The sequence below is a fragment of the Streptomyces sp. ISL-66 genome (genome assembly GCF_018614135.1).
GTDB lineage: Bacteria > Actinomycetota > Actinomycetes > Streptomycetales > Streptomycetaceae > Streptomyces.
In genome coordinates, this window is record NZ_JAGGOW010000125.1 from 65,921 (window position 1) to 78,246 (window position 12,326).

Below are 12,326 nucleotides of genomic sequence, written 5' to 3' on the forward strand. Positions count from 1 at the left end.
CTCCCGGCAAGGGGTAATCGGGCCCTCTCCGGGCCGCCCGTCACCCTCCCGGACGCGCTCCCACCAGGTCTCCCGTCACGCCTCCCGCACGGCCTCGGCCGCCACTGCGCCCTCCGCCGCCACCGTCGCCCCCGGCCCCGGCCTCGGCCCCGGCCCCGGGACGGTGATCACGGCGAGCTTCTCCCTCAGGTAGCTGTGCGAGTCGACCGGCTCGTGCGCGATCCGCCCGACCGGCGCCGGGAGGGACTCCACGCGGGTGTGTGCGTCGCACTCGTAGAAGTAGACCAGCGAGATCAGCTCCTCGGCCGGAGCGTCGGCGGGCGGTGGCAGCACCCGGTGCCGGCCCGCCCGCCACCGGTCGCCCGTCCAGCGGGCCATCAGGTCGCCGATGTTCACGGTGAGCGCGCCCGGCTCGTACGGGGCGTCCTGCCAGCCCTCGGCGTCGGTGTGGATCTGGAGCCCGCCCGCGCCCCGCTGCCGGTCCAGGACGGTGACCGTGCCGAAGTCGGTGTGCGCGCCGATGCGGAACTGGCCGGGTAGCGGCGGGCCGACGAGCTCGGTTCCCGGGTACCAGTTGATGTTGAATCCCCAGGTGGGATGGCCGGTGTGCCGCGTGAAGTGGTCCGGATCCAGCCGGAGGGCGGCGGCCAGCAGCGCCAGGAGCTCCTCCGAGAGCGCCCGCATGGCGGCCAGGTACTGCGCCGCGAGGGGGCGGAGCCCGGGCACCTCGGCCGGCCACACGTTGGGCCGGAACCACTCGGCGTCCACGGACGGGTTCCCGGTCGGGTCCTCGGCCGCGCAGGACCACGACTCCTTGAGGTCCGGCGGGGAGGCCGCGCCCTCCGCGTAGCTGTTGGCCTCCGCTCCCGGGCCCAGCCAGCCGCGGCCGCCGACGGCGACGGCGTACGGGGCCTTGGCGGCGGCCGGGAGCCGGAAGAACGTGCGCGCCGCCTCGCGGATCCGCCCGGACAGCTCCGGGTCCACTCCGTGCCCGGTCACGAGCAGGAACCCGGCCGCCCGGAGGGCCTCGTCGACCCGCGAGGCGATGCCCCGGCGCTCCTCGGGCCCGCCGCCGCGCCACGGGCCGAGATCGATCACGGGGACCTGGGAACTCACCACGGCGGGACCTGCTTTCCGAGTCGGGGGCCGGGCTATGCCCCCGCGTCGCGCAGGGCGTAGCGGACCTGGCCTTCCCCGGTGCCCGCCTCGGTGAAACCGACCCGCCGCAGCACGCCGTGGGAGGGGGCGTTGTCCTCGTCCACCGTGGCCGTCAGCAGGGTGAGGCCCGGCTGTCCGAAGGCCCAGGCGGAGAGCGCCTTCAGCGCCTCGGTGGCGTAGCCGTTGCCGCGCGCCGAGGGGACCAGGTCGTAGCCGGTCTCGGCCCGGCCGTCGGCGTCCGGGGCGCCGTGGAAGCCCATGCCGCCGATGGCCCGCCGGTCGTCGGCGCGAACGATGGCGTACGCGCCCCAGCCCGGCCGGTACGTTCCCGCCTCGCGGGCGTTCGCCACGCCTCCGGACGCGCGCCGGGTGCCGTCGCCGGGGCCGTCCTCGGCCCAGGCGAAACCGCCGGTGCCGCCCGCGTACAGATCGGCGGCGGCCATCGGGCTGATCTCACAGAGCAGTACGCGCTCGGCGACGATCGGCTCTGCGTACCAGCGCCAGCTGGTCTGCCGTGGCAGGCCCGGCAGTTCGCCCCGGCCCGTCGCCCACAGCAGGGTCCGCCAGGCGTCGCCGTCGTCGCCGCCGTCCTTGCCGCGCGGGACGCGCGGGACGTGCGGGAAGAGCCGGTCCAGGACCCGCGCGGGCAGGGCGGGGTCCGGCTCCCAGTCGTGGACGCCGAGTCCGCCGAGTATGTCGTGGGTGTGCAGCAGGGTCTCGACGACTCCCATCGCGGCGAAGCCGTCCGCGCCCGCCCTGCCGTACGGGTGCCAAGCACGGGCGTCGGGCCCGGCGAGGGCCACGGCGGCGGACAGGAACCCGCCGGACGCCTCGATCATGTCGACGAGACCGGCGGGTTCGGTGCCGTCGTCGGCCCGGATCCTCAGCGGGACGTACCCGTCGCGCGCGCGGACCGTGAGCTGGGCGGCGTAGGCCGTGAAGTCCTCCGTCACGTGGACGGCGGTGTCGTGGCAGCTCCACTCCAGGCCGGCGGCCGGGACGGTCCAGTCGAGGTGCGCGACGTCGCGCAGGGCCCGCGCGGTGAGCGAGACCGCCGCGTCGACGTCCTGGGAATTCATGATCTTCATACGCGCACCTTAGGAGCCGGCCTCCGTGCGGCCAACGGGATTTCCGTACCGCACGGCCGGTGGTCACGGTGGCGCGCCTGCGCGCCGCCGTCGGGGCGGGTCGCTACTGCTTGTGCTCGGACAGCGCGGGCGGGCCGCGCCCGGTGAAGGGTGGAGCGAACGGTGGAGATGTCGACGAGGGACGTTTTCGGGGCGCCGTGCTGGGTGAGCCTGATGGCCCGCGATCTCGGCGCGGCCCAGCGGTTCTACGGTGCGGTCGTGGGCTGGCGGTTCCGGCCCGCGCGGCTCGGCGAGGCCTTCTCGGTGGCCGAGCTGGGCGGAGTGCCGGTGGCGGGCATCGGGGCGCTGGCCGGGGACTTGGCGGTGCCGGTGGCCTGGACCCCGTACTTCGCCGTCGACTCCGTCGACGTGGCGGCGGACCGGATCCGGGAGCGGAGCGGGACGATCGCGGTGGGACCGGTGTCGTTCGAGTCGGGGGGCCGGGCGGCGCTGGTGGCGGACCGGGACGGGGCGGTGTTCGGGGTCTGGGAGGGCCGGGTGTCGGCGGGCTGGCGGGTGGGGGCGGGGGACGCGCCGGCCTGGCTGGAACTCCGTACCCGCGACGCCTTCGAGTCGGCGATCTTCTACGGGGAGGTCCTGGAGTGGGCCACCGGGCGCACCGGATGCTGCGAGGTCTCCTACGAGGACGAGCAGGTCGTGCTGCGGCAGGGCGGGACGCCGGTGGCCCGCCTCGGCAGCGGTCCCGTGGAGCAGGGGTCCTACAGTCCGTCCACCCGGCCCCGCTGGCACGTGCACTTCCGGGTGCCCGCTCTGGAGGCGGCCGTGGAGGCGGCCGTCGCGCTGGGCGGGCGCACGGTCTCGGAGCCGGGTGAGAGCCGGGACGAGCGCTGGGTGGCGCTGCGTGATCCGGACGGGGCGCTGTTCACGCTCACGGCTTCGCGGACGGCGGGCGGCGGGACCGGCCAGGCGTCTCGGTCCGGGACTGGTTCCGGATCGGGGTCGGGGACTGGGTCGGGGACTGGGTCCGGGTCCGGGTCGGGGACTGGGTCGGGGCCGGGGTCCGCGGCCGGGTCCGGGTCCGCGTCCAGTTGAGGAGGTCCGCCGCGGACCAGGTGTTGACGACCCGGTCGGCCGTCACCCCGCATTCCACGGCCCGTTCGCAGCCGGTGGTCTGCCAGTCGAGCTGGCCCGGGGCGTGGGCGTCGGTGTCGATCGCGAAGAGGGTGCCGGCGGCGACGGCGAGCCGCAGCAGCCGGCGCGGCGGGTCGAGCCGTTCGGGCCGGCTGTTGATCTCGACGGCGGCGCCGGACTCCGCGCAGGCCGCGAACACGGCCTCGGCGTCGAACTGCGACTCGGGGCGGGTCTTGCCCGTCACCAGCCGACCGGTGCAGTGGCCGAGGACGTCCAGGTGCGGGTTGCGCACGGCGGCGATCATCCGCCGGGTCATGGCGGGGGCGTCCATCCGGAGCTTGGAGTGGACGGAGCCGACCACCAGGTCCACCTCGGCCAGGAGTTCGGGTTCCTGGTCGAGCGAGCCGTCGAGGAGGATGTCGCACTCGATGCCGGTCAGCAGCCGGAACGGCGCCCAGGCCGCATTGAGTTCGGCCACCAGCCGCAGTTGTTCGCGCAGGCGCTCCGGGGACAGCCCGCGGGCGATCTTCAGGCTCGGTGAATGGTCGGTGAGCACCGCCCAGTCGTGCCCTACGGTGGCCGCGGCCCGGCCCATCACCTCGATCGGGCTGCCGCCGTCCGACCAGTCGGAGTGCATGTGGCAGTCGCCGCGCAGGGCCGCCCGCAGGGCGAGGACCTCGGGGCTCGGGGGCGGGCCGACGGGGTGTGCGGCGGCCTTGTCCTCCAGCCGTTGCAGGTACGCGGGGACCTCTCCGGCCAGGGCTTCCAGGACGACCCTGGCGGTCTTGGGCCCGATGCCCTTGACCGCCTCGAGGGTGCCCTCCGCGGCCCGCTCGGCGAGCTCGCCCTCGCCCATCCGCCCGAGGGCGGCGGCCGCCCCGCGGAAGGCCTGGACCCGGTAGGTCGGCTCCTGGGCGCGCTCCAACAGGAAGGCGATCCGGTCCAGCGCGGCCACCGGGTCCATGCCCACCTCTTTCCGGGCGACGGCGGGGAGGGCACTGACCGTGCGGTCCGGGCCCTCCCCGCCTGGGGTCAGGCGCCGTCGGCCGGGTCGGCCGACGGACGGTACTGCAGGGCCAGCCCGGCGAGGACGGCGCCGACCGCGGCGCTCAGCACCGCCGTGACGCCCGCCCACTCCACGGAGCCGCCGACGGCCCCGGCGAGCGGATCGAACTCCACGGCCCCGCCCACCACGTGGAGCACGGCCACGCCCAGCGCGAGGACCGCGCCGGCCCGCCACGCCCCGGCCGTGTCCCGTACCGCCAGCAGCGTGCCGGTGGTGAGGCAGAGCACCGTGACGGCGAGGGCGAGCAGCCCGCCGGGGTCACCGGAGGTCAAGCCCGCCACGTCGCCGGGCACGTGCAGTGCACCGCAGATCAGCAGCGCGAGCGCGACCGGCCAGCGCAGTACGTGGCGCAGTGCGCCCCTCGCGGAACGCGCCGGGCGCGCCGGATCCGCCACGGGCCGCGGGTGTGCGGCCTGTTCCGCGCCGGTGCCGAGGATGCTGACGAGCAGGGCGACGTCCTCGATGGGGCGGCCGAGGGCGGCGGCGCGCAGGGTGATGTCCGCGTCGAGGACCTCGTGCGGGGACCGGCCCAGCAGGGTGATCATTTCGCCGACCTCGTGGACGGGCCGGAACATTGCGGCCGCGCGCAGCGCCGTGTGTCCGGGGTTGGGGTGCTGGTCGGAGTCCTTCAGCAGGTTCACCAGAGCGGCGACCTCACCGACCGGGCGGCCGGTGGCCACGGACTCCAGGACGGTGCGCATGGGCGCGGCCCCGGCGTCTTGCGACGCCGTCCGTGGCTCCTGGCCGGCGGCGTCGGGGCCGTCGGCGCCGGGACCGACCCGGGCGGGAACGCCCGATTCGGGGCCGTCCGAGTCGGGGCCGTCCGAGTCGGGGCCGCCGCCCGGATCCGCCTCGCCCGGGTGGAGTGCGTCCGTGGCTCCGGCCGGTGGCCGGGCGTCCGTGGTGTCGGGGAGCCCGCGCGGTTCTTCGTACTCCGTCGCGGCGAGTGTGGGGTCATTCATGGAAAGCTCCGTTCGCCGACGCGCGGGTCTACACGTCGCACGCCGGTCATCGTGCGTCATGGGAAGCGCACGCTTTGTTACATTCAGCGCCACCTCGCGGCGCTGCGCCATTCGAGGCGGGCAAACGGGGGTCTCCCGCGGCGCCGCGGGCCGTGGCGCCGCCCGTCGTGGGCATGGTGGGGGCATGAAGGGTACGGAGGTACTGGCCGACGCGTTCGGCCGGATCCAGGGCGTGGTGCACGAGGCGGTCGAGGGGCTGAACGCCGGACAGCTGGACGCGCGGATCGATCCGGGCGCGAACTCGATCACCTGGCTCGTCTGGCACCTGACCCGGATCCAGGACGACCACGTGGCGGACGCGGCCGGCTGGGACCAGGTCTGGCAGGCGGGGGGATGGGAGGAGCGTTTCGCCCTGCCGTTGCCCGCCGACTCGACCGGGTACGGACACACCGCCCGGCAGGCCGGCTCCGTGCGCGTCGAGTCCGGGGAGCTGCTGCTCGGCTACTTCGACGCCGTCCACGAGCAGACCGAGCGGTTCCTGCGGGGGCTGCACGCCGCCGATCTGGACCGGGTGGTCGACGAGCGGTGGGATCCGCCGGTGACCCTGGGGGTGCGGCTGATCAGTGTGATCGGCGACGACCTCCAGCACGCGGGGCAGGCGGCCTTCGTCCGGGGCGTGCTGACGAGGGGCCGCTGATGGCGGGCGGGAGGGCTCCTGCTGGCCGTGCTCCCGCTGGCCGGCGGACCGGCCGCGGCGGCGGCCGGCGAGGGCGAGGGCCGCCGGGCCGTGGTGGAGACCGGTCGCGGCGCGGTGCGCGGCCGGGAGACGTCCGGGGTCCGCGCCTTCGAGGGCATCCCGTACGCCGCGCCGCCGACGACCGGACCGCTGCGCCGGCGCCTCCCGGAGCCCGTCGATGCCGCGGCCCGGCTCGGATGACCGGCTACTGGACGCGGTTCGCGGCGCCCCGGGATCCCAACGCCCCCGAGATGGACGCCCATGGGGCGAGCTCCCCCGCCGTACTGTCCCTCGCGCACGGGCCTGCGGGCATCCGTACGGTGGACGCGGCGGCCGAACACCACCGCGTCCTGCGGGACTCGGTGCCACCCTTCTGACAACCTCCTCGCGCCACAGCCCCATTGACCGAAAGGCGGACCCCGTGACCGGTTTGCTCGACATCCTTCAGCCGTTCGTGGACGACAAGACCCTGCCGGGGGCCGTGGCCCTGGTGGACCGGGGCGACGGATCGGAGCCGGAGGTGGTGGCCGTGGGCAACGCGGACGCCGACGGCGCCGCCCCGATGGTCCGGGACTCGATCTTCCGGATCGCCTCGATGACCAAGCCGGTCACGGCGGCGGCGGTCATGATGCTGGTGGAGGACGGCCGGTTCGCGCTCGACGACCCGGTCGCGCCCTGGCTGCCGGAGATCGCCGCGCCCAGGGTCGTACGGACTGCGTCGAGCCCGGTGGACGACGTGGTTCCGGCAGCGCGGCCGGTGACCGTGGCCGACCTGATGACCTTCCGTGCCGGGTGGGGTTTCCCCTCGGACTTCTCCCTGCCCGCGGTCGGTCCGCTGTTCGCCGAGCTGAAGCAGGGGCCCCCGAATCCGCAGGCCGTCGCGGCGCCGGACGACTGGATGGCGGCGCTGGCGCGGATCCCGATGCTGTACCAGCCGGGCGAGGCCTGGCTGTACCACACCTGCGCGGACGTCCTGGGGGTGCTGATCGCGCGGGTGGCCGGGTGCTCGCTCCCCGCGTTCCTGGCGGAACGGATCTTCGAGCCGCTGGGGATGGCCGACACCGGATTCTCCGTGCCGGCGGGGCAGCTGGGCCGGTTCACGCACGCCTACCGCCGCGGCGCGGACGGGGGCTTCGAGCTCGTCGACGCCCCCGACGGTCAGTGGAGCGCGATGCCGGCCTTCCCCTCCGGCGGCGGCGGGCTGGTGTCGACCGCGGACGACTACTTCCGCTTCGCCCGGATGCTGCTCGACGGGGGCGGCCCGGTGCTCTCCGCCGACTCGGTGCGGCGGATGACCACCGACTGGCTGACGCCCGCCCAACGGGCGGGCGCCGCACTGTTCCTGGAGGGCCAGGGCTGGGGCTTCGGCGGGTCGGTCGACGTCACGCCGACCAACCCGTGGAACGTCCCGGGCCGCTACGGCTGGGTCGGCGGCACCGGCACGGCCGCGCACGTCGTCCCGTCGACGGGCCTGACCACCATCCTGCTGACCCAGCTGGAACTGGCCGGCCCGTCCCCGCTGCCGGAGACGATGCGCGCGCTCTGGGCGTACGCGGCCTCCCGGCCACGGGACTAGTGGTTCGCGGTCGGCCGGAGGTCGCGCGGGATCAGGGTCCAGGTGGTCGCCGCGGCGGCCAGGGACAGGGCGCCGGCCAGGAGGAAGGCCGGGGTGATGGCGAAGGTGTAGGCGTGCGACGCGGCGTCGAGCAGGGTCTGGCCCACGCTGCCGCCGAGGCGGTCCGCGGTGTGGGCGGCCTCGCCGACCGAGTCCCGTACGGCGCTCAGCGCGGGCGCGTCCAGGTCGAGCGCCGGGAGGTTCCCGCGGTAGAGCGCGGCGGCGGTGGAGCCGAGGATGGCGACGCCCATGGCCGAGCCCAGTTCGTAGCAGGTCTCCTCTATCGCGGCCGCGCTGGAGACCTCGTCCGCGGGCGCCGTGGAGATGAGGGTCACCGAGGCGACGGTGGTGGCGATGCCCGCGCCCAGGCCCATGACGGTCAGGGCGACGGCGAAGGCCGGATAGCCGAGCGCGGTGAACTGCTGGAGGACCCAGGGCAGCGCCATGCCCGCCCCGAGGAGGGTCAGACCGCCGCCGAGGACGTGGCGGATCGCGAAGCGCTGCATGAGGGTGGGGGCGGCCATCGAGGCGCAGATCAGCGCGAGCGGGGCGGGCAGCAGGCGCAGGCCCGCCTCCAGCGGGGTGTAGCCCTGGCCGTACTGGAACCACTGGGTGACCAGGAAGAGGACCGCACCCATGCCGACCATGGGCAGGAAGATCGCGGTGGCGGCCACGCTGAAGGCGGGCTTGGTGAACAGCCGGACCTGGAGCAACGGGCTGTCCAGGCGCAGTTGGCGGCGTACGAACACGGTCAGCGAGATCACGGCGAGCGCGAGCAGGGCCCACGGCAGCGGGTCGGCCATGCCGCTCTTGCCGAGCTGCTTGATGCCGCCCGCGAGGGCGAGCATGCCGACGATGGACTGGCCGACGCCCCACCAGTCCCAGGCCCCGGTGGAGCGCGGGGAGCGGGATTCGGGCAGGTAGCGCAGTCCGGCCACGACGATGACCGCGGTGACGGGCAGGTTCAGGAGGAAGGCGGAGTGCCAGCCGTAGTCCTGGACGAGCAGACCGCCGACGACCGGGCCGAAGGCCATGCCTCCGCCGAAGACGGCCGCCCAGACGGCGAGGGCGAAGGCCCGCTCCTTGGCGTCGGTGAAGACGCCGCGCAGGATCGACAGGGTGGACGGCATGATCGCCGCGCCACCGACGCCGAGGAGGGCGCGGGCGGCGATGACGTGCCAGGCCTCGGTGGAGAGGACGGCGATGAGCGACGCGACGGCGAAGATGCCGAAACCGGCCATCAGCAGCCGCTTGCGGCCCCAGCGGTCGCCGAGGGCGCCGGCGGTGACGAGCAGGCCGGAGAGGGCTAGCGCGTAGACGTCGATGATCCACAGCTGCTGTACGGCGCCCGGCTGGAGGTCTCCGACGAGCGAGGGGAACGCCACGTTGAGGATCGTGGTGTCCATCGAGATGAGCAGGAGGCTGCCGGAGAGGATCGCGAGCACGATCCAGCGGCGCGGGTCCTGCGTGGGGGTGTGCATGGGAGTTCCGTTCGGGGTCGTGCGCGGGGGTGCGGGAATCACGCGGCGGGGGACGGCCGGGTTCCGCTGAGGAAGGAGGCGAGGACGAGCCTGCCGATGTCCCGGCGGGCGAGGTGCCCGTCACGGACTCCCTCGGCGGCGGCGTCGAGCAGGCCCCAGAGCGAGTACCAGATCCAGTAGGCGGGCAGGTCCGCGCGCAGCCGCCCGAGGCGCTGGCCCAGGGCCAGGAAGGCGAGTGCCCGCTGGTCCTGGCGCTCGATGCCAGCCCGGAACTCGGGGTCCGCGAGCACGGTGGCGTCGCGCGAGGTGAACCCGTACAGGTGCGCGGCGGGCAGCAGACCGGTGACGAGCCGCTCCAGCGCGGCGTCGAAGGCCGCGGCGTCGGCGGTGTCCGGCAGGTCGGCCGGGATCAGGCAGCCGTCGACCACCTCGATGGCCCGGGCGGCCACGGCTTTGAGCAGGGCCTCGCGGGTGGCGTAGCGACGGCTCAGCGTGGCGCGGCTGGTACCGATGCCCGCGGCGATGTTCCCCATGGAGGCGCTGTGGTCGCCGGCGAGGACGCGGGCGACGCCGTCGAGCAGCTCTTCTTCGTGCACCATGTGATCCTCCTTCGTATCAAACGATACAAATTTGTCTCACATGAAGCAAATCTGATCCACGGGAGCCGCTGTTCGTGCTGCTGCGCGCGCTGCTGCGACTAGCCCCGCTCTTCCGCCCCCGTACGGGCACGGGCGCCCGAGCGGGTGCGGCCGGGCGTCTGGGCCCGCTCCGGGTGGCGGCGCACGTACTCGCGCTCCAGCTCGTCCATCCGCTGCGTGTGGGTGATCAGCGCGTCGTCCGAGCCGTGCAGCAAGGTCTCGTGGCGCGTGCGGTGGATGGCTTCGAGCTCCTTCATCAGGCGGCCCTCGTCCAGATTCCTCGCCGACGGCCCGGCCTCGTGCGCCTCGTTCTCCGCCATGGCAGGTCACCTCTTCCTCGGCCGGGCCGGGCCCCTCGCCCGGTCGCGCTCCTCCCATCATCCCGGAGTGCGGGTGATAGACACTGTCTACCCGCACGTGGTAGACAGTGTCTATGGATCAGGACAGAGGGCTGCGCGAGCGGCTGATCGACGTCGGCGTGCAGCTCGTGACCACCGAAGGGACGGCCGCCCTCGGCCTGCGGGAGATCGCCCGCCGCGCGGGGGTATCCCACGGTGCGCCGCGGCGGTACTTCCCCACGCATCACGCGCTCCTGTCCGCCATCGCCCGGCGCGGGTTCGAAGACCTCGGCTCCCGTTTCCCGGCCGCGATGTCGGCGGGTGCGAGGGCCTCGGTAACGGGCTCCGGGACGGACCCGGAGTCCTCGGCGGGCCCCGGGACGGGCGAAGCGCGCGAGCAGCTGCGGGCGTTGGGGCGCGCGTACGTCGGCTACGCGCTGGAGAACCGCGGCATGTTCGAGCTGATGTTCCGCCACGACCTCCTGGACAGCACCGGGCAGGACGGACCGCCGGGGGCCCCGCTGCGGGATTCCACGCTGCCGCTGTTCGGGCTGCTCGTCTCGCTCGTCGACCGGTGCGGGACGCCCGGCGCCCCGCGGATCACCGCCGCCGCCCTGTGGGCCAACCTGCACGGCGTGGCGCAGCTGTGGGCCTGGGGCAGTCTGCCGCTCGTACTCGGCGGTGACCCGGAAGCCTCCGTCGACCACGTCGTCGACGCCGCCCTCGGCGCGCACCTGCGGCCGTGAGCCCGCGCACGGAGCGGGCCGTGGAGCCGCGCGTGCAGCCGGCCGGGCGGCCCCGGCTCGCGCTCCTCGTCAGCGCGGCCGGCGCCATGCTCGTCGCCCTCGACGGGACGGTGCTGCTCATGGCGCAGCCCAGCCTGCGGCGGGGCCTGGACGCCAGCCTGGCCGAAGTGCAGTGGACGAGCACGGCCTACCTGCTGGCCGTGGCCGCCTTCCTGGTCGTCGCCGGTCGGCTCGGCGACCGGTACGGGCACGCACGGCTGCTGTTCACGGGCGTACTCGGCTTCGCCGCGACCTCGGCGGGGATCGCGCTCGCACCCGGGGTCTCCTCGGTGATCGCCCTGCGCGCGGCGCAGGGGTTGTTCGGGGCGCTGCTGCAGCCCGCGACCCTCGCCGTGCTGCGGCTCGCGTACCCGCCCGACCGGCTCGGCGGTCCGGTCGCGGTCCGGACCGCGGCGATCGGGCTGGCCGCGGCGGCGGGGCCGCTCCTCGGCGGCGTGCTGGTGGAACACTTCGGCTGGCGCGCGGTGTTCGTCGCGAACGTGCCCGCCGCCCTGCTGATCGCCGCCGCGACCGCGTTCGTACGGCTCCCCGCGCCGCCGCGTACGGAGCCCGGGAGGATCCCGGCGGCCGGTGCGGCCCTGCTCGTCGCGGCCCTCGCGGTGTTCGTGCACGCGCTGGCCGGCGTACCGGAACACGGCTGGGCGGGGCCGGGCACCCTGGCCGGGTTCGCCGCGGCGGCCGTGCTCGCGGCCCTGCTCGGACGGTCGGAGCGGCGGTCCGCGCAGCCGCTGGTGCCGCGCGCGGTGGCCCGTTCCGTCCCGGTGACCGCTTCGATGGCGCTGTTGGCCCTGGTCTCCGCCGCGATGTTCGGAGCCCTCTTCGGGGCAAGCTTCGCGCTCCAGGACGCGGCGGGGCAGGGGCCGCTGGCGACCGGGCTGCGCGTGCTGCCGATGACCGCCGCCATGGTCGTCGGCTCGCCGGTGGCGGGGGCCGCGCTGCGCAGGTTCGGGGCGCGCGGGACGGCGGTGGCGGGGACCGGGCTCGTGGCACTCGGGATCTTGGGGCTGACCCCGGGGTGGGGCTTCGGCGTGCTGGGCGCGGGCTTCGCCGCCGTGATGGTGACGGCCACCGGCACGGTCGTCGGGGACGCCCCGGCCGGGTACGCGGGGGTGGTGGGCGGGCTCAAGCAGACGGCCATGAACGTGGGACCGGCCTTCGGGATCGCGGTGGCCGCGGGCACCGGGGCTTCGGGTACGGGGACTTCGGGCACGGGGACTTCGGCCGCCGCCCTGGCCGCGCTGGCCGCCGTGGGGCTGCTGCCCGCGTCACGGCTGCCCGGCGGCGGCTCCGCGCGGGGCCGGGCAGCT

At 75.1% G+C, this 12,326-nt stretch carries 13 protein-coding genes and 1 pseudogene; 7 read left to right on the top strand and 7 right to left on the bottom strand.

From position 1 onward, the window contains the following. Window positions 1-75: 75 nt before the first annotated feature. On the bottom strand, window positions 76-1,119 hold the full coding sequence (locus J7E97_RS23900) for an isopenicillin N synthase family oxygenase (RefSeq protein ID WP_215030838.1): 1,044 nt from the start codon (window positions 1,117-1,119) through the stop codon (window positions 76-78). Window positions 1,120-1,151: 32 nt separating this feature from the next. Beyond that, window positions 1,152-2,246: a GNAT family N-acetyltransferase gene (locus tag J7E97_RS23905; protein ID WP_215030841.1), complete on the bottom strand. Its 1,095-nt coding sequence runs from the start codon at window positions 2,244-2,246 to the stop codon at window positions 1,152-1,154. Window positions 2,247-2,459: 213 nt separating this feature from the next. On the opposite strand from J7E97_RS23905, the pseudogene J7E97_RS36185 reads away from it, so the two are divergent. Next, a pseudogene (locus tag J7E97_RS36185) lies at window positions 2,460-3,158 on the top strand (VOC family protein); the annotation flags it as partial. Between the two features lie 16 nt (window positions 3,159-3,174). Here the strand turns inward: J7E97_RS36185 and J7E97_RS23910 are convergent. Next, complete coding sequence (locus J7E97_RS23910) at window positions 3,175-4,341, bottom strand: PHP domain-containing protein (protein ID WP_215030844.1); 1,167 nt, start codon at window positions 4,339-4,341, stop codon at window positions 3,175-3,177. Window positions 4,342-4,409: 68 nt separating this feature from the next. Beyond that, the gene (locus J7E97_RS23915; protein WP_215030849.1) at window positions 4,410-5,405 is read right to left on the bottom strand and encodes a hypothetical protein; all 996 of its coding nucleotides are present in this window, start codon (window positions 5,403-5,405) and stop codon (window positions 4,410-4,412) included. A 184-nt stretch (window positions 5,406-5,589) separates the two neighbouring features. Here J7E97_RS23915 and J7E97_RS23920 point away from each other — a divergent pair, with 184 nt between their 5' ends. From J7E97_RS23920 to J7E97_RS23930, 4 genes are read left to right on the top strand one after another with little or no spacing between them, the layout of a single operon-like run. Next, window positions 5,590-6,102 carry a DinB family protein gene (locus tag J7E97_RS23920; protein WP_215030852.1) on the top strand — a complete coding sequence of 171 codons (513 nt, stop codon included), beginning with the start codon at window positions 5,590-5,592 and terminating at the stop codon, window positions 6,100-6,102. Window positions 6,103-6,129: 27 nt separating this feature from the next. After that, on the top strand, window positions 6,130-6,342 hold the full coding sequence (locus J7E97_RS37090; protein ID WP_374224221.1) for a carboxylesterase family protein: 213 nt from the start codon (window positions 6,130-6,132) through the stop codon (window positions 6,340-6,342). Then, window positions 6,339-6,518: a hypothetical protein gene (locus tag J7E97_RS36190; protein WP_251055030.1), complete on the top strand. Its 180-nt coding sequence runs from the start codon at window positions 6,339-6,341 to the stop codon at window positions 6,516-6,518. The genes J7E97_RS37090 and J7E97_RS36190 overlap by 4 nt, the downstream gene beginning before the upstream one ends. Window positions 6,519-6,562: 44 nt before the next feature. Then, window positions 6,563-7,717 (top strand): serine hydrolase domain-containing protein, encoded by a 1,155-nt coding sequence (locus J7E97_RS23930; protein WP_308346775.1) that lies wholly within the window; start codon window positions 6,563-6,565, stop codon window positions 7,715-7,717. On the opposite strand, the gene J7E97_RS23935 is transcribed toward J7E97_RS23930, so the two are convergent. From J7E97_RS23935 to J7E97_RS23945, 3 genes are all read right to left on the bottom strand, one after another. Next, a complete protein-coding gene (locus tag J7E97_RS23935) occupies window positions 7,714-9,237 on the bottom strand; it encodes an MFS transporter (protein ID WP_215030857.1) in 1,524 nt (507 codons plus the stop codon). The two genes, J7E97_RS23930 and J7E97_RS23935, sit on opposite strands and share 4 nt — an antisense overlap. Before the next feature lie 38 nt (window positions 9,238-9,275). Next, complete coding sequence (locus J7E97_RS23940) at window positions 9,276-9,836, bottom strand: TetR/AcrR family transcriptional regulator (RefSeq protein WP_215030859.1); 561 nt, start codon at window positions 9,834-9,836, stop codon at window positions 9,276-9,278. A gap of 98 nt (window positions 9,837-9,934) precedes the next feature. Beyond that, entirely contained in the window at window positions 9,935-10,195 is a 261-nt protein-coding gene (locus tag J7E97_RS23945; protein WP_215030861.1) for a DUF6158 family protein, read from the bottom strand. 113 nt (window positions 10,196-10,308) lie between these two features. Here J7E97_RS23945 and J7E97_RS23950 point away from each other — a divergent pair, with 113 nt between their 5' ends. Beyond that, window positions 10,309-10,959: a TetR/AcrR family transcriptional regulator gene (locus J7E97_RS23950; RefSeq protein ID WP_215030863.1), complete on the top strand. Its 651-nt coding sequence runs from the start codon at window positions 10,309-10,311 to the stop codon at window positions 10,957-10,959. Between the two features lie 86 nt (window positions 10,960-11,045). Beyond that, a partial coding sequence (locus tag J7E97_RS23955; protein WP_215030884.1) for an MFS transporter occupies window positions 11,046-12,326 on the top strand: 1,281 nt, incomplete at its 3' end.

Coding starts and splice junctions, on each gene's coding strand:
- J7E97_RS23935 (WP_215030857.1), bottom strand. CDS start 9,237: ATGCACACCCCCACGCAGGACCCGCGCCGCTGGATCGTGCTCGCGATC.
- J7E97_RS36190 (WP_251055030.1), top strand. CDS start 6,339: ATGACCGGCTACTGGACGCGGTTCGCGGCGCCCCGGGATCCCAACGCC.
- J7E97_RS23950 (WP_215030863.1), top strand. CDS start 10,309: ATGGATCAGGACAGAGGGCTGCGCGAGCGGCTGATCGACGTCGGCGTG.
- J7E97_RS23940 (WP_215030859.1), bottom strand. CDS start 9,836: ATGGTGCACGAAGAAGAGCTGCTCGACGGCGTCGCCCGCGTCCTCGCC.
- J7E97_RS23945 (WP_215030861.1), bottom strand. CDS start 10,195: ATGGCGGAGAACGAGGCGCACGAGGCCGGGCCGTCGGCGAGGAATCTG.
- J7E97_RS23920 (WP_215030852.1), top strand. CDS start 5,590: ATGAAGGGTACGGAGGTACTGGCCGACGCGTTCGGCCGGATCCAGGGC.
- J7E97_RS23915 (WP_215030849.1), bottom strand. CDS start 5,405: ATGAATGACCCCACACTCGCCGCGACGGAGTACGAAGAACCGCGCGGG.
- J7E97_RS23910 (WP_215030844.1), bottom strand. CDS start 4,341: ATGGACCCGGTGGCCGCGCTGGACCGGATCGCCTTCCTGTTGGAGCGC.
- J7E97_RS23905 (WP_215030841.1), bottom strand. CDS start 2,246: ATGAAGATCATGAATTCCCAGGACGTCGACGCGGCGGTCTCGCTCACC.